Source organism: Streptomyces sp. NPDC005266 (assembly GCF_040607655.1).
GTDB lineage: Bacteria > Actinomycetota > Actinomycetes > Streptomycetales > Streptomycetaceae > Streptomyces.
Map to the genome: position 1 here is coordinate 47997 of NZ_JBEXHC010000001.1, position 23571 is coordinate 71567.

Annotated in this window: 27 protein-coding genes and 1 riboswitch; of the genes, 7 read left to right on the forward strand and 20 right to left on the reverse strand. The window is 69.9% G+C overall.

The genetic code is table 11. From position 1 onward, the window contains the following. Positions 1-222: 222 nt before the first annotated feature. The 4 genes from ABZU99_RS00185 to ABZU99_RS00200 all read right to left on the reverse strand — a co-directional run bounded on the left by ABZU99_RS00185 (position 223) and on the right by ABZU99_RS00200 (position 2027). On the reverse strand, positions 223-420 hold the full coding sequence (locus ABZU99_RS00185; protein ID WP_355950772.1) for a hypothetical protein: 198 nt from the start codon (positions 418-420) through the stop codon (positions 223-225). 131 nt (positions 421-551) lie between these two features. After that, positions 552-1079, reverse strand: a complete 528-nt coding sequence (locus tag ABZU99_RS00190; RefSeq protein ID WP_355950641.1) for a TIGR00730 family Rossman fold protein — start codon at positions 1077-1079, stop codon at positions 552-554. Positions 1080-1089: 10 nt separating this feature from the next. Continuing rightward, on the reverse strand, positions 1090-1233 hold the full coding sequence (locus tag ABZU99_RS00195; protein ID WP_355950644.1) for a hypothetical protein: 144 nt from the start codon (positions 1231-1233) through the stop codon (positions 1090-1092). Positions 1234-1430: 197 nt separating this feature from the next. Then, a complete protein-coding gene (locus tag ABZU99_RS00200) occupies positions 1431-2027 on the reverse strand; it encodes a hypothetical protein (RefSeq protein WP_355950647.1) in 597 nt (198 codons plus the stop codon). 574 nt (positions 2028-2601) lie between these two features. Between ABZU99_RS00200 and ABZU99_RS00205 the strand changes: the two genes are divergently transcribed. From ABZU99_RS00205 to ABZU99_RS00220, 4 genes are all read left to right on the forward strand, one after another. Further along, the gene (locus tag ABZU99_RS00205) at positions 2602-3417 is read left to right on the forward strand and encodes a hypothetical protein (protein WP_355950650.1); all 816 of its coding nucleotides are present in this window, start codon (positions 2602-2604) and stop codon (positions 3415-3417) included. A gap of 66 nt (positions 3418-3483) precedes the next feature. Continuing rightward, positions 3484-3798: a hypothetical protein gene (locus tag ABZU99_RS00210; protein ID WP_355950653.1), complete on the forward strand. Its 315-nt coding sequence runs from the start codon at positions 3484-3486 to the stop codon at positions 3796-3798. Further along, positions 3795-4220, forward strand: a complete 426-nt coding sequence (locus ABZU99_RS00215) for a type II toxin-antitoxin system VapC family toxin (RefSeq protein ID WP_355950656.1) — start codon at positions 3795-3797, stop codon at positions 4218-4220. Before ABZU99_RS00210 ends, ABZU99_RS00215 begins: the two co-directional genes overlap by 4 nt. Further along, a complete protein-coding gene (locus tag ABZU99_RS00220; RefSeq protein ID WP_355950659.1) occupies positions 4217-4777 on the forward strand; it encodes a Uma2 family endonuclease in 561 nt (186 codons plus the stop codon). Before ABZU99_RS00215 ends, ABZU99_RS00220 begins: the two co-directional genes overlap by 4 nt. Positions 4778-4872: 95 nt before the next feature. On the opposite strand, the gene ABZU99_RS00225 is transcribed toward ABZU99_RS00220, so the two are convergent. After that, positions 4873-5940, reverse strand: coding sequence for a DUF6777 domain-containing protein (locus ABZU99_RS00225; protein WP_355950662.1), 1068 nt, complete (start codon positions 5938-5940; stop codon positions 4873-4875). Positions 5941-6267: 327 nt separating this feature from the next. On the opposite strand from ABZU99_RS00225, the gene ABZU99_RS00230 reads away from it, so the two are divergent. Then, a complete protein-coding gene (locus ABZU99_RS00230; RefSeq protein ID WP_355950665.1) occupies positions 6268-6705 on the forward strand; it encodes a hypothetical protein in 438 nt (145 codons plus the stop codon). Here the strand turns inward: ABZU99_RS00230 and mnmA are convergent. The 3 genes from mnmA to ABZU99_RS00245 form a co-directional block, all read right to left on the reverse strand. Continuing rightward, positions 6627-7793 carry a tRNA 2-thiouridine(34) synthase MnmA gene (gene mnmA, locus ABZU99_RS00235; RefSeq protein ID WP_355950668.1) on the reverse strand — a complete coding sequence of 389 codons (1167 nt, stop codon included), beginning with the start codon at positions 7791-7793 and terminating at the stop codon, positions 6627-6629. The two genes, ABZU99_RS00230 and mnmA, sit on opposite strands and share 79 nt — an antisense overlap. 61 nt (positions 7794-7854) lie before the next feature. After that, entirely contained in the window at positions 7855-7989 is a 135-nt protein-coding gene (locus ABZU99_RS00240; RefSeq protein ID WP_355950671.1) for a hypothetical protein, read from the reverse strand. Continuing rightward, positions 7986-8765: a TIGR03619 family F420-dependent LLM class oxidoreductase gene (locus ABZU99_RS00245; protein WP_355950674.1), complete on the reverse strand. Its 780-nt coding sequence runs from the start codon at positions 8763-8765 to the stop codon at positions 7986-7988. The genes ABZU99_RS00240 and ABZU99_RS00245 overlap by 4 nt, the downstream gene beginning before the upstream one ends. Positions 8766-8927: 162 nt before the next feature. Between ABZU99_RS00245 and ABZU99_RS00250 the strand changes: the two genes are divergently transcribed. After that, positions 8928-9605, forward strand: coding sequence for a peptidoglycan recognition family protein (locus tag ABZU99_RS00250; protein WP_355950677.1), 678 nt, complete (start codon positions 8928-8930; stop codon positions 9603-9605). A 33-nt stretch (positions 9606-9638) separates the two neighbouring features. Here the strand turns inward: ABZU99_RS00250 and ABZU99_RS00255 are convergent, their stop codons facing one another. Then, positions 9639-10808, reverse strand: coding sequence for a cysteine desulfurase family protein (locus ABZU99_RS00255; protein WP_355950680.1), 1170 nt, complete (start codon positions 10806-10808; stop codon positions 9639-9641). 119 nt (positions 10809-10927) lie between these two features. Between ABZU99_RS00255 and ABZU99_RS00260 the strand changes: the two genes are divergently transcribed. After that, positions 10928-11767, forward strand: coding sequence for an alpha/beta hydrolase (locus ABZU99_RS00260; protein ID WP_355950683.1), 840 nt, complete (start codon positions 10928-10930; stop codon positions 11765-11767). A gap of 193 nt (positions 11768-11960) precedes the next feature. Here the strand turns inward: ABZU99_RS00260 and ABZU99_RS00265 are convergent, their stop codons facing one another. From ABZU99_RS00265 to ABZU99_RS00315, 11 genes are all read right to left on the reverse strand, one after another. Further along, entirely contained in the window at positions 11961-12836 is an 876-nt protein-coding gene (locus ABZU99_RS00265) for an SRPBCC family protein (protein ID WP_355950686.1), read from the reverse strand. After that, the gene (locus ABZU99_RS00270) at positions 12833-13162 is read right to left on the reverse strand and encodes a metalloregulator ArsR/SmtB family transcription factor (protein WP_355950689.1); all 330 of its coding nucleotides are present in this window, start codon (positions 13160-13162) and stop codon (positions 12833-12835) included. Before ABZU99_RS00270 ends, ABZU99_RS00265 begins: the two co-directional genes overlap by 4 nt. 72 nt (positions 13163-13234) lie before the next feature. Beyond that, the gene (locus ABZU99_RS00275; protein WP_355950692.1) at positions 13235-13894 is read right to left on the reverse strand and encodes a trimeric intracellular cation channel family protein; all 660 of its coding nucleotides are present in this window, start codon (positions 13892-13894) and stop codon (positions 13235-13237) included. A gap of 54 nt (positions 13895-13948) precedes the next feature. After that, the gene (locus ABZU99_RS00280) at positions 13949-15025 is read right to left on the reverse strand and encodes a dipeptide ABC transporter ATP-binding protein (protein ID WP_355950695.1); all 1077 of its coding nucleotides are present in this window, start codon (positions 15023-15025) and stop codon (positions 13949-13951) included. A gap of 20 nt (positions 15026-15045) precedes the next feature. After that, the gene (locus tag ABZU99_RS00285; RefSeq protein ID WP_355950698.1) at positions 15046-16203 is read right to left on the reverse strand and encodes an ABC transporter ATP-binding protein; all 1158 of its coding nucleotides are present in this window, start codon (positions 16201-16203) and stop codon (positions 15046-15048) included. Next, entirely contained in the window at positions 16200-17198 is a 999-nt protein-coding gene (locus tag ABZU99_RS00290; protein WP_355950701.1) for an ABC transporter permease, read from the reverse strand. Before ABZU99_RS00290 ends, ABZU99_RS00285 begins: the two co-directional genes overlap by 4 nt. Before the next feature lie 134 nt (positions 17199-17332). Continuing rightward, positions 17333-19093, reverse strand: coding sequence for an ABC transporter substrate-binding protein (locus ABZU99_RS00295; protein ID WP_355950704.1), 1761 nt, complete (start codon positions 19091-19093; stop codon positions 17333-17335). Positions 19094-19221: 128 nt separating this feature from the next. Further along, entirely contained in the window at positions 19222-20226 is a 1005-nt protein-coding gene (locus tag ABZU99_RS00300) for an ABC transporter permease (RefSeq protein WP_355950707.1), read from the reverse strand. Between the two features lie 308 nt (positions 20227-20534). After that, positions 20535-21284, reverse strand: a complete 750-nt coding sequence (locus tag ABZU99_RS00305; RefSeq protein WP_355950775.1) for an enhanced serine sensitivity protein SseB C-terminal domain-containing protein — start codon at positions 21282-21284, stop codon at positions 20535-20537. A gap of 158 nt (positions 21285-21442) precedes the next feature. Further along, positions 21443-22237, reverse strand: a complete 795-nt coding sequence (locus tag ABZU99_RS00310) for an enhanced serine sensitivity protein SseB (protein WP_355950778.1) — start codon at positions 22235-22237, stop codon at positions 21443-21445. Between the two features lie 294 nt (positions 22238-22531). Further along, positions 22532-23113, reverse strand: a complete 582-nt coding sequence (locus ABZU99_RS00315) for an AAA family ATPase (RefSeq protein ID WP_355950710.1) — start codon at positions 23111-23113, stop codon at positions 22532-22534. Positions 23114-23412: 299 nt separating this feature from the next. Beyond that, positions 23413-23524: riboswitch (glycine riboswitch) on the forward strand. Positions 23525-23571 lie beyond the last annotated feature (47 nt).

A 23571-nucleotide genomic window follows, 5' to 3' on the forward strand; every position in this document is an offset into this window, starting at 1 on the left:
CCCCGCCCACCCTCGTGATCTTGCGGGCTTGGCGCGATCCCGTACCTCGAAGCGGGCGCGGGCTTCCCGCCGGTCGCCCCCATCCTGTAACGGCGGGCCGGGCTGTCCGAGCCGGTGGGGGCTAAGCGGTTACGGCGAAGTCAAGTGCTGATCCTTCTCGGCGTCCAAGCCCTCGGCCAGGCCGAACGGCGAGGGATCAGCGGCGAACTTGACCGCATCCGCTTAGCCGTCCGAGTCGCCGTTTTGACCCACGGTCCGACTCCGGCTCCTATGCCCCGACCGGCGCACCAGCTCGCCCGCCCCCAGTGTCACGGCGGCCACCGCACGCACCCAGCGCGGGCCGCCCCGCGCCGCCCACACGACGCAGACGCACCCTCCGACGGCCAGCACAAGGACGCCGGACAAAACGAGCACGGCCATGCTCATCCCCCATTCTTCTGTTGAGCTCCCCGCGATCCTCTCAGTCCGCGAACCAAGCCGTCGCACTGACCCTCCGCGCCGACCGGACCGCTCGTCCCGGTCCTCCCGGCGCCCCCACGCCGGACACGCCCCTACACCGCCTCCAGATACGCCATCGCCTCGGCCCCGTTCTCCGCGAAGAAGACCAGCTCGCTCAGCGGCCGGGGCAGGAACCCCTCCTCCTCCATCCGCTGGAACTGCTGCTTCAGGCCGTCGTAGAACCCCGCCGCGTTGAGCAGCACCACCGGCTTGATGTGCAGCCCGTGCTTCTTCAGCTCCAGAATCTCGGTCGCCTCGTCCAGCGTCCCGGTCCCGCCCACCATGATCACCACCGCGTCGGCACGGGCGAGCAGCGCTGCCTTGCGCTCCGCGAGGTCCTTGGCGATCACCATCTCGTCGGCGTTCTCCCGAGCCTTCGCGGCCAGGAACTCCACCGAGACCCCGACCAGCCGCCCGCCGTGCTCCTGCGCCCCGTCCGCCATGATCTTCATCAGCCCGACGTCCGACCCGCCCCAGACGAGCGTGTGCCCGCCCTTGCCGATCAGCTCGGCGAACTCACGGGCGGGGTCGGTGTAGCGCGTGTCGAGGTCGGCGGCGGAGCAGAAGACGCAGATGTTCATGCGGGTCACTCTACGAGCCGGGTCCGACACCCTCACGGCTCCGCGCCACGCGCAGCGCGTCTTGCAGCGCCTCGGCCAGACGGGCGGAGAGAAACCGGAACTCGCCGCGCGGGACCTTCGGGTCGGCGAGCATCAGGCGGGCATGGCGCAGCACGTTGGTCGGCCTTCGTCGGCTTCGCCGCCCGCCAGCTTATTGCCGCCGACAACTGAGCGCGCAGCCAGAGGCTACAAGGCCCATGCAGTTGCGTCAGCTGTTCGCTTCGCCGTCTGGAGCTGTGCCACTGAACGTCAGCCCAGGCGGCGGGTGAGTCGCGCGAGCACCGTCAGGGGCCACCCGAGCCTTCCCGGCACTCACGCCGCCGCAGGCACCTTCTCGGCCGCGCGACGGCGCTTCCAGTACGCGACGGTCAGCACGGCCAGCAGCGGCCCCCACATGATCAGCGGCGCGTAGCAGAAAGAGAACCAGGCAGCCTCCCAGCCGCTGGCCTGGCTCGGGGCGTCGGTCGGCAGGTCATCACCTCGGATCGTGGTGCCCCTGATCTCTGAGGCAATGAACAGGAGGGTGAACAGGAGGGTGAGAACTGTGGCCCCGATGGCGGCCGGGACGACCGCCACCTTCGTCGGGACCCGGCGGCCACGCAGCAACGGGATCCAGCCCGGGAACACCTCGCCCCAGCGGGCGACCAGGCCGATCGCGGTGAACGCCAAAACTTCGGACAGGATCGACAGGAAGACGACGTACGCTCGCTCGCCGGCCCCGATGCCGTCGTCGAACGCGACCGGGAGCCGCCAGATGCTGGAGGGCAGGACGGTCAACGGCACCGCGTAGGCCACGAGTTTCATCTGCCGAGACACTCCGGCAACGGGCTCGTGGGCCGCCCGCCATGCGGCGCGGAGTCGTCCGGGACGGGCGGCGGTGGGTTCTTCAACGTGCGGGAGCGGCTGCATGTGCGGTCCTCGGCTTCGGCGGTGGGCGGTGGCTGGGCCTTCGGTAATGAAGATCCCAGTCAGAGGGGTCGCCGAGGATCGCTCTGCGGGCTGAACTCGGCTCAGCCCGACGGCCGATGACGCGGTGAGACCGAAGGATGACGGCAGGGCGCCGCGGTAACCAGAGGTCGGACTGCGCAAGCCCCTGCACGGCCTCCCGCAGAGCTTCCCGCGTCATCGCGGGCATGGGCACCCGTCGGTGTCTGTCGGTCGGGCGTGCGGTCGTTCGAGCCTCCTGATAACGCTGGGACGGTACGCGCCGCAGGTCAGACCGGATGTCGGACGGCCGTAAGCCGGTGGGGTGGGGCCAGGTGTCGGGGGGCCGACAGGCGGTGGGGCGGGGCCCTACCTAAGGACCCTGGTAGAGAAATCCCACCCACCCCACCCAACTCCTCACCCCATCGGGTGACTTGGGCGCGAATATGCCAGCGATCGGGTTACGCTCGCCGCGACAACCTCACACAGACGACGGCCCCCGGCCGGGACTGCCATCCCGAACGAGGGCCTCACCACCCAGGAAGAGAACAGCTTCCCGATGGCTGAGCCGCAGTCTAGTGCGCCCATGCGCACTTCCGCCGACGCTCCGACGTCCGGCGTCATCCACATCCGCACCCGGCACACCGCCAACTTCACCGTGCTCTCGAACAAACTCGCCCAGCGGGCGGGCAGTGCGGTGACCGTCGGCGTCGCGGCGTACATCCTGTCCTTACCCGATGGCGCCTCCATCCGTATCGACGCGCTCTGCGCACACTTCAAGGAGGGCCGGGCCCGCATCTCCGCCGCGCTCAGGGAGCTGGAGGCGGAGGGCTGGCTGGAGCGGAGGGTCGAGCGGGGGCCGGACGGGCGGATCGTCACCCGGACGTTTATGTACGACGCGCCTGGTGGGGTGGGGCGCGACGTCCCCGAGGCCAAGCCGCCCGCCCCCGTCCGGACTGCCACAGAACCGGCGCCGGCGCCGGGCCCGGATGTCCCGCCCGACGCCCGCGCCGCCGCCGTCCTCGGCTCCCTGCGTCACCGGGATCCGCGCCTCGTCCTGTCTGAGCGGGAGACGGCGGCGCTGGCCCCCGCCGTCGCGGAGTGGCTGGATCGCGGGGTGCGCCCCTACGAGATCGCCGAGGCGCTGACGTCCGGGCTCCCGGAGCGTATCGACCGCCGCCCCGCCCGGCTGCTCGCATACCGCCTGACCGCCCTGCGCCCGCCCACGTCCCTCCCGGCCACTGGACCGCCCCGTCGGCCCGTCGCCCCACTGCGGACCTGCAAGGGCTGCGACCGCGCCTTCCGCTCACCTCACCCAGGGCGCTGCCGAGACTGCCGGACGCGAACAGAGGCCGCCGCACCACTCGCCGCATGACGGTGGATGAACCAACCGCCCTCGCCCTCTTCGGGGCTCAGGGCCTCTAGCCTGGAAGGAGTAGCAATGCAAACCGCACGCATAGCAGCAGAGGGGTTGATCATGACATCTTCGCCCGACGGCGCCCCGCGCTCGACCGCTGCGAACGAGGGCAAGCATCCGCTGCGCACCATTCGCGAGATCCGCGAATCCCTGCCCGAGGATCAGCTACACCACTTCGACAGGGAACTCGCGGAGACCGATATCGACGAACTTCCCGCACTGCTGAACCGGTGGGCGACGCTGGGGACTGATGGGTTCTTGGATTTTCTGCTCTCGACTCCGTTCGAGGGGCTGGAGTTCGGAGCCCGCTCCTACGATCAACAGGCGGACAACGAGTGATCTACTTGCTCGACACCAACGTCATCGCCGAAATAAGCGTCAGACCCAAGCCTGAACCGGCCGTCGTGGCATGGGCGCGGTCGATGGAGGCGCACAGCCTTTATCTCAGTGTCATCACGTTGGGTGAAGTCCAGATAGGCGTCGACACGGCTTCCGATCCAGCTCGCCGTGGCGTGTACGCGAGGGCTTTGGAGCATCTCCGGGACGAATACCGAGGGCGGGTTGCCGAGATCGGCGAGCGGGAAGCGGCGACTTACCTCACCTTGCACAAAGCGCTTAAGAGCGCCGGAACGTGCATCGATCCGCCGGATGCTCTCATCGCCGCCACGGCGTTAGCCAATGGCTGGACCGTAGCCAGCCGCAACACCAAGCACCTGCTCCGCACCGGTGCCCGGGTCTTCAACCCCTGGGAGGCACCGTGACGACACCGAGGGAGAGCCGGGCGCGGACCACGGAGGTGCGGCGCTTCGATCATCTCCACGCGGCGTTTCCGGAACTCCACGCCGAGATGATCGATGGCGAGGTCCACGTCAGCACCATGGCCCCCAGCCCTCACGGGCAGATGGTCATGGCCATCGGAGCCCAGCTCATGTCCAAGTGGTGTGTCATGACCGAGGTCGACACCGTCCACGACGGGTGGCACGGAACGACGTTGCTCCGGCCGGACATCTCCATCGCCGACTCCTCCTACCGGGCCGCGCGGCTCGCCAAATTCCCCGCCGACGAGATCATCCTCGTCGTCGAGGTCGTCTCGGAGTCCAATCCCGAGAACGGCACCGTGAAGAAGGTCAAGAAGTACGCCCTCGCCGACATCCCGTACTACCTGGTCGTCAACCCCATCGACGGAAAGTGCCTGCTCTACTCGCTGCCCAGCGGGGACCACTACAAGGCGTCGCTGGAGACCGACTTCGGTGAGCCGGTGCCGATCGGCGAGCCGATCGACACCGCGCTCGACACCACGGCGCTCTACACCTACTGAGCGACCGTCCCTCGACTCACGGCTCCTCAGCGCGGTCGCTGCGTGCCGGGAAATAGTTCCATGCGCACGCTGTCGTCATCCCATGTCCGACGCCCTCATGGCAGCTCGCCCGGGGTCTGTTGCGGCGCTGGCTCGGTGGACGGCGCCAGCTGGGTGGGGTCCACCGATGGGAGGGGCGATCCGGGCTCCGTGGGCTCCACCAGGGGGCCCGTCGGCTCGGGGCTGGGGCTCGCGGTGGCGACCGCGATGACGAGGGTGACGGTGGCGCCCGGCTTGAGCGTGGTGGCCGGGTCCGGGCTCTGGGAGATGACCGTGCCGGGGCCGGCCGTGTCCGAGGGCTGCTCGGTGAACTCGGCGGTCAGACCCGCCTCCGTCAGCTTACGGGTCGCCTCGTCCCGGGACGCGCCCCGAAGGTCGGGGACGAGGACTTCCTCACCGTCGCCGCCGTGCGAGTCGTCGTCGCCGGTGTCCTTGCGGCTGGTGTCGCCGGTGGCGGGGCCGACCGGGCGGTCGATGACCCTGCCGGGCCGGTCGACGTCCCGGAGCACGAATTTCCCGACCTTCTTCTTGCCTGGGCGGACGATCACGTCCTTGTCCTTGTCGTGCTTCCATCGCTTGCTCAGATCGTCCGGGATTTCCACCTTGATGTCGCCCAGGTCGTGCTTGGGCTCCTTGAGCGGGTTCCCGCAATTGCACTTGACGACGGGCACGCCCCGCGCGTCGATGAGAACCGCGATACCGGCCTGGAGAAGGGCGTCGTAACCCTCCGCCTTGCCGTTCTTGAAGCGGTGGTTGCGCACGAGCGTGTCGTTTCCCAGCAGCACGGGCGTCAGCTCGGCGATGAATTTCTTGATGTCGCTCACGTCGATGCCCAGCGCCTCGGCCCAGGCCAGCGCCTTCTTCCTGTTCTTCGGGTCGAGAAGGAAGCTGATCAATGCGCCTGTCTTGCACCGCTTTTTGCTGAGGCTGCCGCCGAACAGCCCCTTCTTCGCCCCGGATTGCTCCCCGCCGCCCGCCGCGGGCCCGACCCCGTCGTGGTCACCGCCGCCCAGCCGTGCGAAGAACGGTGACTCGGCGACCACACCGACTGCCTCCGCCGCGACGGCGGCCTTCTTCACGCAGCCGCCGGCCAGCAGGCCCATCCCGACGACCAACGCCACCACGGCGGATATCGCCCGCCCGACCCTGCCCCGACGGCGACATACCGCACGAACCCTCATGGTGCTCTCCCCCCGATTTCCTGAAAGCCAGATTCCCCGTGGGAGAGGTGACCACAAACCGCCTGGTGAGGACGTATCGATTCAGCTTTATCCGAATACGCCTCGCTGGTCCCAGCGGCCTCCCGCCGCACCAGCGGTTTGGCATTGGCGCAGGTGCACACCCCTTCGCGCGCCCCCGCGCCCCCGGGGCTTCTCTGAGCGCCCCCCACGTTTGAGATCTTGAAGGCGCGGAAGGTGCGCCAGGGAAGTTGATCTTCGACAACGACAGGAGTGCGAGATGCCCGAGCCCTGGCTGAAAAGATCACGTGCAGAGAACAGGAGGACTGGACCGCGTACGACGACATCGTGCTCAAGGTCAACGGCGAAACCGTGGACTTCCGCTCCATGAAGGAAGGCACCACGGACACGCTCGACGAGTACGTGACCTTCACCGGCAAAGCCGTGATCAAGCTCTACGAGGCCGACTACGGGCCCGGGGACAGCGACGATCTGCTGGGCGAGCACACCGTGACGGGCGGCAGCGGGGTGCTGGAGTTCACTCGGGACGACGCCCACTACCACCTGTCGTACGAGGTGAACCAGGCGCGGGAATCGGGACCCACCTGCCGCGGTGGCGGGTGGGGCCGAGGTTATGCCTGCTGGGCGGCAGCCGGTGCGCGCTCCGTCGTGGCGATCGTGGCGGAGCCGACGACGCGGGTGCCGTCGTAGAGGACGATCGCCTGGCCGGGGGCCACGCCCCGGACCGGGGCGGTGAAGGTGACCTGGAGCTCGGCGCCGTCCGGGGTGTCCACCAGCTCGGCCGTCACCTCGGTCTCGCCGCCGTGGGCGCGCAGCTGGGCGGTGTAGGTGCCGGGGCCCGTCGGTGCGGCTCCGCACCAGCGGGGCTTGATGGCGATCAGGGCGGCGACGTCCAGGGCCTCGGCGGGGCCGACGGTGACCGTGTTGTTCACCGGGGAGATGTCCAGGACGTAGCGCGGCTTGCCGTCGGGCGCGGGGTGGCCGATGCGCAGGCCCTTGCGCTGGCCGATGGTGAAGCCGTACGCGCCCTCGTGGGTGCCGAGCTTGCGGCCGTCCTCGTCGACGATGTCGCCATCGGCCGTGCCGAGGTGGCCCGCGAGGAAGCCCTGGGTGTCGCCGTCCGCGATGAAGCAGATGTCATGGCTGTCGGGCTTCTTGGCGACGGCGAGGCCCCGCCGCTCGGCCTCCGCGCGGATCTCGTCCTTGGTGGTCAGGGTGTCACCGAGGGGGAACATCGCATGGGCGAGCTGACGCTCGTCGAGGACGCCGAGGACGTATGACTGGTCCTTGGCCATGTCGCTGGCGCGGTGCAGCTCACGGGTGCCGTCCTCGCGCTGTACGACCGTGGCGTAGTGACCGGTGCAGACGGCGTCGAAGCCGAGGGCCAGCGCCTTGTCCAGCAGCGCCGCGAACTTGATCTTCTCATTGCAGCGCAGGCACGGATTCGGCGTGCGGCCCGCCTCGTACTCGGCGATGAAGTCCTCGACCACATCCTCGCGGAAGCGCTCGGCGAGATCCCAGACGTAGAAGGGGATGCCGATCACATCGGCGGCGCGCCGGGCGTCGCGCGAGTCCTCGATGGTGCAGCAGCCCCGGGCGCCGGTACGGAAGGACTGCGGGTTGGCGGAGAGCGCGAGGTGGACGCCGGTCACATCGTGGCCCGCCTCGGCCGCGCGGGCGGCGGCGACCGCGGAGTCCACGCCGCCGGACATGGCGGCGAGGACACGCAGCCGACGGCCGTCGCGGGGACCTGTGGGCGCACCGGGGAAGTCAGTCATAACCCAGCCAGCATAAGTCGCCGCATGTGCATCGACTAATGAGATGGGGTCCGGCCCCCGCTCAGCTCGCCCGCGCCCGCTCCAGCACCCGCTGTGCGATGTCCAGCGCCTGGTCGGTCTCCTTCGCGAGATAGAGAAGATCCACGAAGGCGTGCTCGATGCCCGCTTCCCGCTCGGCCCGGACGAGGGTGGTCACGATGTCCTCGACGGAGGCGGTGGTGTCCGTGTTGATCCGCAGGATCGCGTCGAACCGCGCCGGATCACGCCCCTCCCGCTCGACCGCCTCGCGCACCCCGCCCAGGCGCTCGGTGAGGGGGCCAAGGGGTCGGGTCCGCCGGGCTTCGCGGTGACGAGCGCGGAGGGCAGCCAGCCATCGGCGCGCCGGGCCACCCGGCGCAGGGCGACGGGGGCGAAGCCGCCGAGGTAGATCGGCGGGTGGGGGCGGGAGGCCGGCTTGATGTCGACATGGGCGGCGGGCACGGTCCAGTGCTCACCGCGGTACTCGACCGGGTTCTCGGTCCACCAGGCGGTCAGGACGTCGATGCATTCGTCGAGGCGGCGGCCGCGTTCCGCCATGGGCACGTTCACCGCCTCATACTCCTCCGGTGACCAGCCGGTGCCGAGCCCGACCAGCAGCCGGCCCGCGCTCAGCCGGTCGATGGTGGTGAAGGAGCGGGCGAGCACCGCGGGCGGATACCAGGGCGCGTTGATCACATTGGTGCCGAGCTGGACCCGCTCGGTGGCGGCCGCGGCGGTGGCCAGCACGGTGAAGGGGTCCAGGGCGCTACGGAATTCCGGCGGTATCACATTGGTGCCCCGGTAGCCGACGGTCGGATGGACGGGGGTGAGCAGCCGGTCTCCCACCCACAGGCTGTCCGCGCCGAGCTCCTCGGCCCGGCGCGCGAACCGCGCGATGTCCTCCGGGTGATGGCTCAGCTCACCGAACTGGGGAAGGGCGAACCCGATGCGCATAACGTCGGCTCCTCATTACGTCGAGAGACATGGGCCATGGTTACAGACGTTGACTTCAACCTCGGCCTTCCCGGAGTGGCGCGACGCGTCCCATACGAAGGGTTCCCGCCATGATCCGCGAAAACCGGAACGGGATGGCCTCCCCCACGCGTTGAGCGGTCCGTGAGCGAGACGACGACCGGCGGTGGGCGCCGCGTGAGCAGACGCACCCTGGTGCTCGGCGGCACCGCTGCCGGGCTCGGCGCGGCCGGGGGCGCCGGGTACGCCGCGCGGGATGAGCTGAAGCGGATGTGGTGGCGGCTGCCCGGGGTGGACCAGCCGCGCGAGAAGGGGGCGGTCGACCAGCCGGGCGCGGAGTGGATCGCCGCCTCGGAGGCGAACTGGCGGCAGGCGGACCGGCCGTACGACTACACCGTCGACCGGGTGGTGATCCATGTCGTCCAGGGCAGCTTCGAGGACGCGGTGCGGGTCTTCCGGGACCCCGGGCACCGCGCCGCGGCGCACTATGTGGTGCGCCGCGACGGCCATATAGCGCAGATGGTCCGCGAGTTGGACGTGGCGTTCCACGCGGGCAACCGCCCGTACAACGAGCGCAGCGTCGGCATCGAGCACGAGGGGTACGTCAGCCGGGCGAGCTCGTTCACGGACGCGATGTACCGCTCCTCGGCCCGGCTGACCGCCGCGATCTGCGAGCGCTACGGCTTTCCCCCGGACCGGGAGCACATCGTCGGCCATGTCGAGGTGCCGGGCACCGACCACACCGATCCGGGCCACCACTGGGACTGGGACCGCTATCTGCGGCTGGTGCGGGCGGTGCGGCCCGCACAGGCCAAGACCTGAGGGCCCGGCGAACGGCGGGAGGCCGCCGCGGCGTCAGCTCAGTCCCGCGCCGCGCGCCCGTTCCACCGCCGGGCCGATCGCCTCCGCCACCGCCTCGACATCGGCCTTCGTCGATGTATGGCCGAATGAGAAGCGCAGGGTGCCGCGGGCGAGGTCGGGGTCGGTGCCGGTGGCCAGGACGACATGGCTGGGCTGGGCGATCCCGGCCGTGCAGGCCGAGCCCGTCGAGCATTCGATGCCCTGCGCGTCCAGCAGCAGGAGCAGCGAATCGCCCTCGCAGCCGGGGAAGGAGAAGTGGGCGTTGGCGGGAAGGCGGCCCGCCGGGTCGGGGTCGCCACCGAGGATCGCGTCGGGGACGGCGGTCCGAACGGCGGTGATCAGCGCGTCGCGCAGCGCGCCGACCTCGCGAGCGAACTCCTCCCGGTGCGCGGCCGCGTGGTCACCGGCGACCGCGAAGGCGGCGATGGCCGGGGCGTCGAGGGTGCCCGAGCGCACCTGGCGCTCCTGGCCGCCGCCGTGCAGGACGGGTACGGGGGTGTGCTCACGGCTCAGCAGCAGCGCGCCGATGCCGTAGGGGCCGCCTATCTTGTGGCCGCTGACCGTCATCGCGGCCAGCCCCGAGGCGGCGAAGTCGACCTCCAGCTGACCGAACGCCTGGACCGCGTCCGCATGCAGGGGCACCTGGAACTCCCCAGCCACCTCGGCGAGTTCACGCACCGGCAGCACCGTGCCGATCTCGTTGTTGGCCCACATGACGGTGGCGAGGGCGACGTCCGAGGGGGCGCGGGCGATCGCCTCGCGGAGCGCGTCGGGGTGCACCCGCCCGTAGGCGTCGACGGGCAGCCATTCGACCCGGGCGCCCTCGTGCTCGGCGAGCCAGTGGACCGCGTCGAGGACGGCATGGTGCTCGACGGGGCTGGCCAGCAGCCGGGTGCGGGCCGGATCGGCGTCCCTGCGGGCCCAGTACAGCCCCTTGACGGCGAGGTTGTCCGCCTCGGTCCCGCCGGAGGTGAAGACGACCTCGCTCGGACGGGCGCCCAGCGAGGCGGCGAGGGATTCGCGCGACTCCTCGACGGTACGACGGGCACGCCGGCCGGCGGCGTGCAGGGAGGAGGCGTTGCCGGTGACGGCGAGCTGGGCGGTCATCGCCTGCACCGCCTCCGGAAGCATCGGGGTGGTGGCGGCGTGGTCGAGATAAACCATGGTGTGCTCGATTCTACGAGCCGTTGCGGGGGCGCGTACCGGGCGCGTGGACGCAGAGCCGAGCGCCCCCTCCGCAAGGCCACTCGACAAGCCTGTAAGGAGTAACTAGCCTTTTGCTCATGACATACGGCTGGGACCTGGCCCGTACGTACCGCAGCTCCTCCGGCGAGGTCCGCTGGACGGCGCTGGGCGCGCCCGAGTGGCCCGCCGTCGTCCTGCTGCACGGCACCCCCTTCTCCTCCTTCGTCTGGCGGGCCGTCGCCCGCGCCCTCGCCGAGCGCCACCGGGTGTTCGTCTGGGACATGCCGGGCTACGGCGCGTCCGAGAAGTACGCGGGTCAGGACGTGACCCTCGCCGCCCAGGGCCGGGTCCTCGGCGAACTGCTCGACCACTGGGGGCTGACCGGGCCCGGGGCGGAACCGGCCGTCGTCGCCCATGACTTCGGCTGCTGCGTCGCCCTGCGCGCCCATCTGCTGCACGGCGCGCGCTACCGTCGGCTGGCCCTGGTCGACGCGGTCGCCCTCGCGCCCTGGGGCTCCCCCACGTATCGGCTGCTCGGCGACCACCCGGACGTCTTCGAGCGGCTGCCGCCCGCCCTGCACCGGGCGCTGGTGCGCGAGTACATCGCCTCCGCCAGTGCGCCGGGGCTGCACCCGGCGGTGCTGGAGCGGCTGGCCGAGCCCTGGTGCGACGCGGAGGGACAGCCCGCCTTCTACCGGCAGATCGCGCAGAACGATCAAAGCTTCACCGATGAGATCGAGCGCCGGTACGGGGAGATCGAGCCGCCGGTACTGGTGTGCTGGGGTACGGACGACGCGTGGATTCCCCTCGAGCGGGGGCAGGCCCTTGCCGACCGCGTCCCCGGCGCCCGCCTCCAGCCGATCGAGGGAGCGGGGCATCTGGTGCAGGAGGACGCTCCCGCCGAGCTGACCGCTGCGCTGCTCGGGTTCCTCACCTGAGGTTTCGTTGGCGGGTGCGGGGCGGTGGGTGGGTTGTGCCCACCCGTCCCGCCAGGGGGCGTCTCCCAGCGGTAGCCGGGGGAGGGACGAATGCCCGCAACCGGGCGGATCGCGGGGCGGTGAACGGGGTGTGCCCGCCCGTTCCGCGCTATGCGCCACACCCAGGACGATTGCCCACAACCGGGCGTGATGGTCAGCCGCGCGTGTGGAGGAGTTTGGCGGCCAGCCGGTCGATGTGGCGGCGCCATGACGCCTGGGCCGCCTCGCGATCCTCCTCCGCGCCCGCCGGGCCCGTCTGGGTCAGGATGAGGCGTGCCCCATGGCCGGTGCCCTGGGTCAGCTCCCAGCGGACCCGCCCGGCGGGGCGCCCGTCCCGCTCCCAGTCGTAGGAGAGCACGCGCTCCGCGTCGACCTCGGCGATCGGCCCCGCCGGCGCCGCGTCCGTCCGGAAGCCGGTCGGGACGGGCGCGCCGACGGTGAGCGCGGAGGCATCGGTCTGCCCGGCCAGCGCCTCCCAGGCCGTCCCGGCGGGGCGGACCAACTGCCGCTCGAAGCGCAGCCGCCAGCCGCCGTCCTCGGTGGTATCCACCTCGCCCTCGGCCATCCCGAAGGTCTCGATGTATTGCTCGTGCAGCCCGGCGATGTCGCCGGGGGCGGGCTTCTCGCCGTCGAGGAGAGCGGCGAGGCCGGTGACGCAGGTGTGCCAGCCGGAGGCGAAGCTCGCGGCGCCGAAGCGGTCGCCGAAGGTGTGGCTGAGGGTGAGCACGCTGCCGTCGCCGTCGGGGCGCAGCTCCCAGCGGAGGTGGTCGTCGCCCCAGGTGAACGCGAAGACATGGGGCGGATCGAGCTCGGTGACGACACCGTTCATGTCCGGCGCCTCACGGCCGGGGAAGACGAACCCCATCGTGCCGCCGACCCTGAGCTCCACCCGGACCTGGGAGGGGAACCAGTGCGCGAGCTGCGCGGGCTCGGTCAGCGCCCGCCAGACCTTCTCCGGGGGGTGGGCGATCCGGCGCTCGAGGGTCAGTGCGGCGCGGCCGTCGCCGGCCTGGCTGAGGGTGTCTTTCATGGCTCTTCTCCGTCGGTGGGATCCGGCATCGCGTCGAGGTGTCGTTCGAGCGCGTCGAGACGGTCGGTCCACAGCCGACGGTACGGCGCGAGCCATGCGTCGACCTCGGCGAGCGGCTCGGGGCACAGCTCGTACCAGCGGCGCTGGGCGTCCTGGCGGACCCGCACCAGACCGGCGTCGCGCAGCACCCGCAGATGTTTGGAGGTGCCCGGCTGGCTCAGCCCGAGCTGCTCGGTGAGCTCACCGACCAGGTGGGGGCGGTCCAGGAGGAGATCCAGGATCTGCCGTCGGCTCGGCTCCGCGAGCACATCGAACGGTAGCGTCATGCCCTGAACATAACGCACACGCTATATAACCACAAGGGAATGTAGAGTGCGACCGCGGCGCCCCGCGGCGCCTCAGACCTCCTCGGCCGCCGTGCTCCGCCGGTTCCACGCCCGCGGCGCCCGCCAGCCGAACCGCATCGCCAACAGCCGGACGACGAACGCCGTGATGGCCGCGAGGGCGCTGGTGGCCCCGGACAGGGCGTCGAGGTGGATCAGCAGCGCCGCTATCGACGCGCCGACGATGGCCGGCACGGCGTACAGGTCCCGGTCCCAGCGCAGCAGTGAGGGCACCTCATGCGCGAGCAGGTCGCGGAGCACACCGCCGCCGACCGCCGTGGCCATCCCGAGGGTGACGGACGAGGTGAGACCGAGCCCGTGGTCATGGGCCTTCATGGTGCCCTCGACGCAGAAGAGGCCGAGCCCCGCCGCGTCGAAGACGTTCACCGTCACCGTGATGCGCTCGACCTGCGGATGGAGGAAGAAGACGATGGCGGTGGCGACGAGCGGGGTGAAGAAGTAGGCGAGATCGACGAAGGCCGCCGGGGGCACCGCGCCGATGACCAGATCCCGGAAGATCCCGCCGCCCAGCGCGGTGACCTCCGCGAGCACCGCCATGCCGAAGACATCGAAGTTCTTGCGCACGCCGAGCAGTGCCCCGGAGATGGCGAAGACGAAGATCCCGACGACTTCGAGCGCATGCTGGACGGACGGGGTGAACAGTTCGATGAGCACGCGACATTCTTACCTGCCGCCCTTGCTCATCGAATCGGTCAGCCCCGCCGCGTCTCAGCCATCGGTCTTCTTCGTCACCTTCTGTGCCGCCTCGGCGCCGGCCTTCTCCCGCGGCACCTGGTCCGGTGCGTTCTCCGGGTGGTGGCAGGCCACCTGGTGCCCGGTCGCGAGCGCGACCAGCGGCGGCTCCTGCTGCTTGCACACCTCGGTCGCCTTCCAGCACCGGGTGTGGAAACGGCAGCCGGACGGCGGCGAGATCGGCGAGGGGACATCGCCCTTGAGCAGGATCCGCTCGCGCTTGGCGCGCCGCTTGGGGTCCGGCACCGGCACCGCGGACAGCAGCGCCTTGGTGTACGGGTGCATCGGTGACTCGTAGAGGTCCTTGCGGTCCGCGAGCTCGACGATCTTCCCGAGGTACATCACCGCGATCCGGTCCGAGACATGGCGGATGACCGACAGATCGTGCGCGATGATCACGTACGTCAGGCCCAGCTCGTCCTGGAGGTCGTCCAGCAGGTTGACCACCTGCGCCTGGATCGACACGTCCAGCGCCGAGACCGGCTCGTCGGCGACGACCAGCTTGGGCTTGAGGGCGAGCGCCCGCGCGATGCCGATGCGCTGGCGCTGGCCGCCGGAGAACTCGTGCGGATAGCGGTTGTAGTGCTCGGGGTTGAGCCCGACCAGCGACAGCAGCCGCTGGACCTCCGCCTTGATGCCGCCCTCGGGGGTGACGCCCTGAAGCCGGAAGGGCGCGCTGATGATCGCGCCGACGGTGTGCCGGGGGTTCAGCGAGGAGTACGGGTCCTGGAAGATCATCTGGACGTCACGGCGCATCGGCCGCATCGCGGCGGTGCCCAGATGCGTGATGTCCTTGCCCTCGAACTCGATCTTTCCGGAGGTGGGTTCGAGCAACCGGGTGACCAGCCGGCCCATGGTGGACTTGCCGCAGCCCGACTCGCCCACCACGCCCAGGGTCTCCCCCGGCCGTACGTCGAAGTCCAGTCCGTCGACCGCCTGCACCGCACCGGTCTGCCGCTGCAGCAGCCCCTTCTTGATGGGGAAGTGCTTGACCAGGCCCGACACCTTGAGCAGGGGTTCGGGCGAGGTGGTCGCCTGCTCCGGGACCGTCATCTTCGGATCCTTTGTCTCCGTCACAGCTTCGGCGCAATCTCTTGGGTCCAGATCCGCGTGCGGTCCTCCTGCGCCATATGGCAGGCGGTGAAGTGCCCACCCGCGCCGGGCACCTCCCGCAGCTCCGGCCGCTCGGTGCGGGTGATCCCCTCCGGCGGCACATCGGCGTACGGGCAGCGCGGATGGAAGGCGCAGCCGGACGGCACGTTGATCAGGCTGGGCGGGGAGCCCTTTACGGGGATGAGCCGCTCGGTCTGGTCGCGGTCGATACGGGGCATCGAGCCCAGCAGCCCCCAGGTGTACGGATGCTGGGGTTCGTAGAAGACCTTCTCGGCCGGACCGCGCTCGACGCAGCGCCCCCCGTACATCACCAGCAGGTCGTCGGCGAGCTCGGCGACGACGCCCAGGTCATGGGTGATGATGATGACCGCCGAGCCGAACTCCTTCTGCAGATCCCGGATGAGGTCGAGGATCTGCGCCTGGACGGTGACGTCCAGGGCGGTGGTCGGCTCGTCCGCGATGAGCAGCTCTGGGTTGTTGACCAGCGACATGGCGATCATCGCGCGCTGGCGCATACCGCCGGAGAACTCGTGCGGATAGCTGTCCACCCGCTTGTCGGGCTGCGGAATGCCGACCCGGTCCAGCAGCTCGATCGCGCGCCTGCGGGCCACGACCTTGCTGACGTCGTGGTGGACCCGGTACGCCTCGATGATCTGGCGGCCGATGGTGTAGTACGGGTGCAGCGCGGAGAGCGGATCCTGGAAGATCATCGACATCTCGCGGCCACGCAGCTTGCGCACCTCGTCCGGGTCGGCGCTCAGCAGCTCCTGGCCGTTGAGCCAGATCTCCCCGGAGATCCGGGCCTTGCGGCGGCCGTACTGCCCCGTGGTGTGCAGGCCCATGATGCCGAGCGAGGTGACGGACTTGCCGGAGCCGGACTCGCCGACGATGCCGAGCGTCTTGCCCTTGTCCAGCCGGAAGCTGAGCCCGTCCACGGACTTGACCACACCGTCGTCGGTGGGGAAGTGGACGCGCAGATCACGCACTTCCAGGAAGGCGTCGGGGGCGGGCGAGCCGGCCGCGGCCACCTCCCCGACGGCGGCGGTCGCGGTGGTCTCGGCAGCGGTCCCGGCGGCGGTCCCGCCGTCGGGCTCTCCGTGCTTGGTCAGATCGGTCATCCGAGCCTCACTCGCGGGTCGATGACGGCGTACAGAAGGTCCACCACGAGGTTGGCGACGACGATGAACAGGGCCGCGATCAGGGTAACGCCGAGGATGATCGGCAGATCCTTGTCGGCGATCGCGTCCACCGCGAGCCGCCCGAGGCCGGGCAGGTTGTAGGTGGTCTCGGTCAGTACCGCGCCGCCGAGCAGCGCGCCCAGGTCGAGGCCGAGCAGGGTGAGGATCGGGGTCCAGGTCGAGCGCATCGCGTGCCGGCCGATGACCACCCGCTCCCGCAGCCCCTTGGCGCGGGCGGTGCGGATGTAGTCCTCGCCCATGATCTCCAGCATGGTGGCCCGGGTGAGCCGGGCGTACATCGCGGCGTAGAGGAAGGCGAGCGTGATCCACGGGAGGATCAGGCTCTCGAACCACATCGCCGGGTCCTCGCCGAGCGGCTTGTAGTCCACGTTCACCCACTTCAGCTGGTAACTGAAGATGGCGAGCGAGAGCAGACCGGTGAAGTAGATCGGCAGCGACACACCGGCGAGCGCCACGGTCATCGCCGAGCGGTCCCACAGGGTGCCGCGGCGCAGCGCGGAGACGACACCGGTGACGATGCCGCCCACCAGCCACAGCAGACAGGCGCCCGCGGCGAGGGAGAGGGTCACCGGCATCGCGTCGGTCAGCTGCGGCCACACCGCCTGCTCGGTGCGGAAGGAGTAGCCGAAGCAGGGGGCGGGGCAGTGGGTGACGTCCGCGCCGTTGGCGTAGTCCCGCCCGGCGAACAAGCCCTGGACGAAGTGCCAGAACTGCACCAGGACGGGATCGCCGAGGCCGAGCTTCTGCCTGATGCCCTCGATGGCCGCGGGGTCGGCCTGCTTGCCGACGAACAGCAGCGCGGGGTCGGAACCGGCCCACTTCGGGATCATGAAGAAGATGGCGAAGGTCGTGAGGGTGACGACCAACAGCATCATGACGACGGCGAACAAGCGCCGGATGAGATAAGCAAGCACTGTGCGCGGCCCGGCGGTGGTCCGCAGGCCCCCGGTTGGGGGGCTTGCGGACCACCGCCCGCGGCCATCACCTGCCCTTCGGGCCTATCGGGTGCGGCGATGGTGGGGGGTGTGACGGGTCGTATGACGCGACGTCACTTGACGACGCCCAGCTGGGAGTAGTCGTAGCGGCCGTTGTAGGCCGCCGACGAGAAGGCGTTCGTCAGCCGCGAGCTGCGCCAGGTGATGTTCTTCTCGTAGATGAACGGCATCTGCACGGCCAGGTCGCTGACCTTGTGGTTCATCTTCTTGTAGATCTCGCCGGCCTTGTTGGGGTCGGTCTCCTTGAGCGCGTCGTCGAAGTACTTGTTGATCTCCGCGTTGTTGGTCTCGGAGACGTTGTAGTTGCCGGTCTGCTCGATGAAGCGGCCGTCGATCAGCGGCTGGGAGAAGCCCTGGCCGGTCGGGAAGTCCGGGCCCCAGCCGGTCATGGACAGACCGTAGCCGCGCTTCTTCACCACCGCGGGGGACCCGGTGATGCTGGCGGAGGAACCGCCCTCGATCGGCTCCACATTGAGGACGATGCCGACCTTCTTCAGCGACTCCTGCATCGCCTCGGCGGCCTCGACCTCACCGGGCTGGTCGTTGCGCGCCACGATGTTGGTGGAGAAGCCGCCCGGCTTGCCACACTGCTTCAGCTCGTCCTTGGCCTTGGCCTGGTCCGGCTTGCCGCCGCGCTTGAGGATGCCGTACGGGTCGTAGTCATCCGCCCCCTTGATGCTCTTGGGGAGCATGTTGGTGGCGATGTCACCGCCGGCCTGCGGGCCGCCGCGGGTGGTCTGGATCGACTGGTAGTCCGTGCCGTAGAGGACCGCCTTACGGCAGTGGATGTTGTCGAACGGCTTGACCTTGGTGGCGAGGTCGACGTACCGGATGAAGCTGGTCGTGATGTTGTCGACGTTGCCCTTGTGCTGCTTGAGGGCGGTGTTGCGGCCGGACGGGGTCATGCCGGTGGCGCTCAGGAAGACGTCGTAGTCGCCCTTGATCAGGAGCTTGTCGATCGCCTCGAGGTTGGAGTTGAAGGTGACCGTGATCTTGTCCGGCAGGGCCGGGCGGATCGGGTCGGACGCCTTCTTCCAGTGGGGGTTGCGGACCAGGGCCGCGCTCTTGCCCGGGCTGTACGAGGTGACCTTGTACGGGCCGGAGGAGAAGGGCCGGTTGGTGTACTTGGCGCCGGTGTCCTTGTCCGCCTTCACGGGCGAGCCGGTCGGCATGGCGAGCATCTGCTCGAAGTCACCGTTGGGCTTGGCCAGGTTGAAGACGATGGTCTTGTCGTCCGGCGTCTCGATCGCCTTCAGACCCAGCTTGTCCTTGGACTTGTCCTTGTAGGGGCCCTTGTACTCGCCCTTGGGGTCCAGGGCCTGACGCAGATAGCCGGGGCCGCCGGAGACCACGTCCTTGGCCCAGATGCGCTCGATGCCGTACTTGACGTCCTTGGAGGTGATCGGCGAGCCGTCCTCCCAGGTGACCCCGTCGCGCAGGGTGTAGGTGTACTTCTTGCCACCGTCTGAGATCTTGCCCGTGGAGGTGGCCAGGTCGGGGACCAGCTCATTGGACGCGTTGCCCGGCTTGGGCGCGTACGTGATCAGTTGGCGCGCGTAGAAGCGGGAGAAGTCCCAGGCGAAGCCGTAGTACTGACGCTGCGGGTCCAGGGAGTCGAAGTCCTGCTTGTTGATGAACTTGAGGGTGCCGCCCTTCTTGGCGGACTTGCTGGCGACGCCCTTCACCGCGGCGTTGAAACCGGCGCCCGACCCCTTGTCGTCGGAACCGCCGCCACCGCAGGCAGCGGTGGCCAGGAGAGCGCCCACGACAGCCGCCGCACCGGCGATCCGCCTGCTTCTCACGTGACGTTTCATCGTTCCTGCAACCTCCGGGATAGCGGTCCTTGGCATTGGCGCCGGGGAATCATGGGGGAGCCGTCTGTCGGGGACGACAGGGGCACATTCGGTGGGGTACGACCGGTCCGTGGCCACACGTGGCACCGTCATCGGGTGCCCTTCGGGTCGAGCGCGTCGCGTACGCCGTCGCCGAAGAGGTTGAAGGCCAGCACCGTGATGAAGATGGCCGCACCCGGGATGATCATGAACATGGGGTCGTCCTCGTAGGTGCCCACGGCCTTGGAGAGCATCTGGCCCCAGGAGGCCGTCGGCGGCTTCACGCCCGCCCCGAGGAAGCTGAGCGCCGCTTCGGTGAGGATGTTGGTGGGGATCATCAGCGTCGCGTAGACGGTGATCGGCGCCACCAGGTTGGGCAGCAGCTCACGGAAGAGGATGTAGCGCCGGCCGGCACCCAGGCTCCGCGCGGCCTCCACGTACTCCTTCTCACGCAGCGACAGCGTCTGTCCGCGCACGATACGTCCCACATAGGGCCAGCCGAAAAAGCCGATCACGCAGACGAGGATGGCGATGCGCACCCCGCTGCCGGTGAGGCCGAGCAGATCGTTGGGGAGCACCGAGACCAGGGAGATGATGAAGAGCAGCTGTGGGAAGGCCAGCAGCATGTCCATCACCCGGCTGATCACCGAGTCCACCCAGCCGCCGAGGTACCCGGCGACGATGCCGAAGACGGTCCCGAGGGCCACCGCGACCACCGCCGCGAGGAAGGCCACGAGCAGCGAGATCCGCGCCCCGTAGACGACCCGGCTGAACACATCGCGGCCGTTGGACGGCTCGACGCCGAAGAGGAAGTCGGAGCTCATGCCGCCCATGGACCCCTTCGGGGTGCCGAACAGCGGATCGATCTTCTCCTGGTGGAACTCATTGGGCGGATGGCCGAGCAGACTCACGATCAGCGGCGCGAAGACGGCCACCAGGACCAGGAAGATGACAACGATGCCACCGGCCAGCGCGAGCTTGTCGCGCTTCAATCGCATCCAGGCGATCTGCCGCAGCGACCTGCCTTCGACCGACGCCTTGACTGTGTTCGCCGCTACATCGGCAGTCGCGACCGGATCCGCGTCGGTGGTCGTGCCGTGCAATGGTGCCGACATCGTGGTGAAGACCCCTTATCTCGACCGGTGGTGACCGGCCCACGACTCGCCGCTGTAGCGGCTTCGTTCACGCCATGGGTGAAAGTCGCGCTCATGGTACGGAACCCCTTGACCAAGGGGATGACACAGGAGCCGCGCCCCTTGGAGCGGGAGTCTTCATCGCGTTTGTGAACGCCCGCCAGTGCTCACGGGCAATGGATGCCTAACCGTGATGTGAGGACGGGTGTTCCGTTATACGGACGGCCGCGTCACGAGAACGCGGCAGTAACCCGGGAGCGCGGGGGTTATTTCAGCCGGTTCGCGGTGGATCAGTACGCATGGCGCGGCGGCGGATACCCGTAGCCGTAGGACGGCGGCGCGGCGGGGGCGGCGCCGTAGGCGTCACGGTCGAAGAACGGGCGGGCATGGGCCCGCATCCACATGGCCACCGGGTCGTCCTCGTCCGAGAGGGCGACCGTGGAGACCGGCAGCCCGTCCGGGACCGCGGCGATCGACTGCTCCATCATCACCCGCACGGACTGCACGGCCGGCCCGCTGGTCTCGTACAGATCCAGGCCGATGGCCAGATACGGGGCGCCCAGCGCGGGCTGCACCCAGGCGCGCCGCAAGGAGCGCACCACGGCGGTGCGGTGCGCGTTCTGCCCCAAGAGGGCGTAGAACTGGGGGATGTCGATGGCGGGCTCGCTCAGCCGCAGCGGTCCGGCGGGCAGCCGGTCCAGCCCGCCGGCGATCCGGCGCAGATCGAGCCAGGGGATGCCCACCCCGCCGCCGGGTGCGTGGGGGTTGAGCCACAGGCCGTAGCGGTCGCGGTAGAGGGAGGTCGCGATCCGCCGTCCGTCCACCACCTCGTGCGCACGATTCCAACCACTCGCGGCGAGTTCCTGAGCGGAGGTCACACACGGGGCGTAACCGAGGCCGTCCACGTCCATGTTGCCGTACTGGGCGTCGGACGAGCCGGGCGAGCCGTGCCACAGCAGCATCCAGACCTCGCCCTCGCCGAGGGCGTGCAGCAGCGCCTCGTAGGCGTCGTACCGGCCGGGAGCGACCTGCTGCAGCATCCGCTCCACCTGACCGGCCGCCGCCCCCCAATCCGCGCCCGCGCTCACCTGGGTCCGCCCCTCTCTCGGCCTTGCCCACACCTCACCGAGGCGCGTCGTCACGCCCCTTGTGGTCATCAAACCAGCTTACGGGCCCTGGCAGCGGGCCCTGGGGTGAGTCAGAGGTCACGGTCGTAGAACGGCCGGACCCGTTCGCGCATCCAGTCGGCCACCGGGTCCTGGGCGATGTCCAGCAGAACGAGCTGCACCGTCCACGGCACCGGCACCGAGCCGAGCGCCCGGCCCAGCGCGTCCACCGCGCGGGCCTGACCCTGCGGACCGGGCGCATCCAGCTCGACACCCACGAAGAGCGCGGGCGGCTCGCCCTCGACGCTGGCCAGGGCGCGCCGGGCGGTCCGTACCCCGGTCTCCTTGGCGAACTCGATCCCGGCGGCGGCCAGGAAGTCGACCGGCTCGTCCTGCCAGTCGGGCTCGAACAGCCGCACCCGGCCGCCGCCGGCCGATCCGTCGAGCTCCGTACGCCCGGCGCGGCACAGCTGTGCGACGGCGGGGGGCGGAAGCGGTACGCCAACCGCGCCCTGCGGGTTCACCGCGATGCCGAGCTTGGGCGGCAGGCCACGGGCGAACTCGACGGCCGGGGCGATGGTGAACGACATATGGGCGCCGACGAGCTGCAGAAACTGCTGCTCGGAGCTGAACACCGGCACATACGCGGCACCTTCGATCTCCATCGTCGGCAGATCCAGGCTCGGGCTGTCGGGGCCCCCGCCGTTCGGCAGCGGAACCCAGACATGGCTGCGGGCGAGCGTCTCGACGATGCGCGCTCCGGCCCCCGGGACCCCGACCGAGGCGGCGAGCACCTCTTCGAGCTCATTACCGGGGAAACCGGGATAAACGCTGCCGGGAAATCCACCGTGAGCCGATGTCACACCGGGCTGCTCCGGGAAGCTCATCTTCGTCCAACCGCCATCTCGTCCGACCTGCACCAGCACCTTAATGGCTGGGCCGCGGAAGACCATCGCGGCGGCGGCCATCTCCACAGCACATCCCCACGCCGGAAGCGGGCTTCCGCGCCCCCCGCCGTAAGCGGTTACGGCGAAGTCAAGTGCTGATCCTTCTCGGCGTCCAAGCCCTCGGCCAGGCCGAACGGCGAGGGATCAGCGGCGAACTTCACCGCATCCGCTTAGTTCCGTAAGCGCCGGGGGCCGGTTCCGCCATGGTCCGCGGGGCGCGCGTCATGCCAAGGGTCACTCGAAGGAGATACCGCGCAAGGCGCTCGCGGTCGACCGGTCCAGCAGCACCGCGGAGGCGCAGCCCTCGGGCGGGCACCCCGACTCCATCCGCGAGACCAGCCGGCGCACCGCGCGCCGATGCCGCGCGAAGGCATAGCCCGAGACGCCGCGCCCCCGGGCGGCCTGCCCCTGGAGGGCCACCGCGGGCTCCACGTCCAGCAGCACCATATGGACCCGGCGGCCGCTGCGCCGCGCGTCCCGCACCAGCCAGCGACGGACCCACGAGAGCGAGCCGCAGTCGTGCACGACCACGCTCGCGCCCGAGCGCAGCGCCCGGCGCAGCCCCGCGTAGTGCGCGCACCGGACGAGGGGGCGGTACAGCGCGTACGGCAGCCAGCGGGGCAGCCGGCGCTCCCAGGACGCACGGGTGTCCTGGGAGTCCACGCGCACGACGGCGGCGTCGCCGTGGTCCAGGACCGGCACCGTCCGCTTGATCAGAGTGGTCTTGCCGCTGCCCGGCAGCCCGGAGGCGACCAGCACATCCTGCGCCGGGTAGCGCAGCTCGCGCGGCCCCGCGGCGGCGCGCAGGTCGTGCACGGCGGCTCTGCGCCCCGGCCGGAGCGTGCCGGCGGACGGCGCCTCGCCCCGCCGCGCGGGCGCGGTTGTGGATGGTGTCCCGCCCCGCCGCGCGGGCAGGGGTCCATGGGTCGTTTCATATGTTCCCTGCCCCTGCACCGTGATCGTCCTCCCAGGTCGGTCACTGCGGCTCGTACCCGAAGAGTGTCAAGAAAAGGTAATGCCCATCAAGGCGATGCGGCGCGGCCCTGGTCACAGTGCGGGGCTTCCCTTCTCGCGCGTACGTGCGATGATGAGCGCGCAACTCCATACCGGCCGCTTGAATCCGCGCGGGAGAGTCCTTGGCCACCGGCAGCCGTGCCGGGCGTCCAGGGCGCCGAAGGAGCAAGTCCTCCCTTGAATCTCTCAGGCCCCGAATACCGCGCGGGCGAGGCAGATCTGAAAAGCGAGCCGCTGGTGTGGCTCCACCCAAGGTGCAA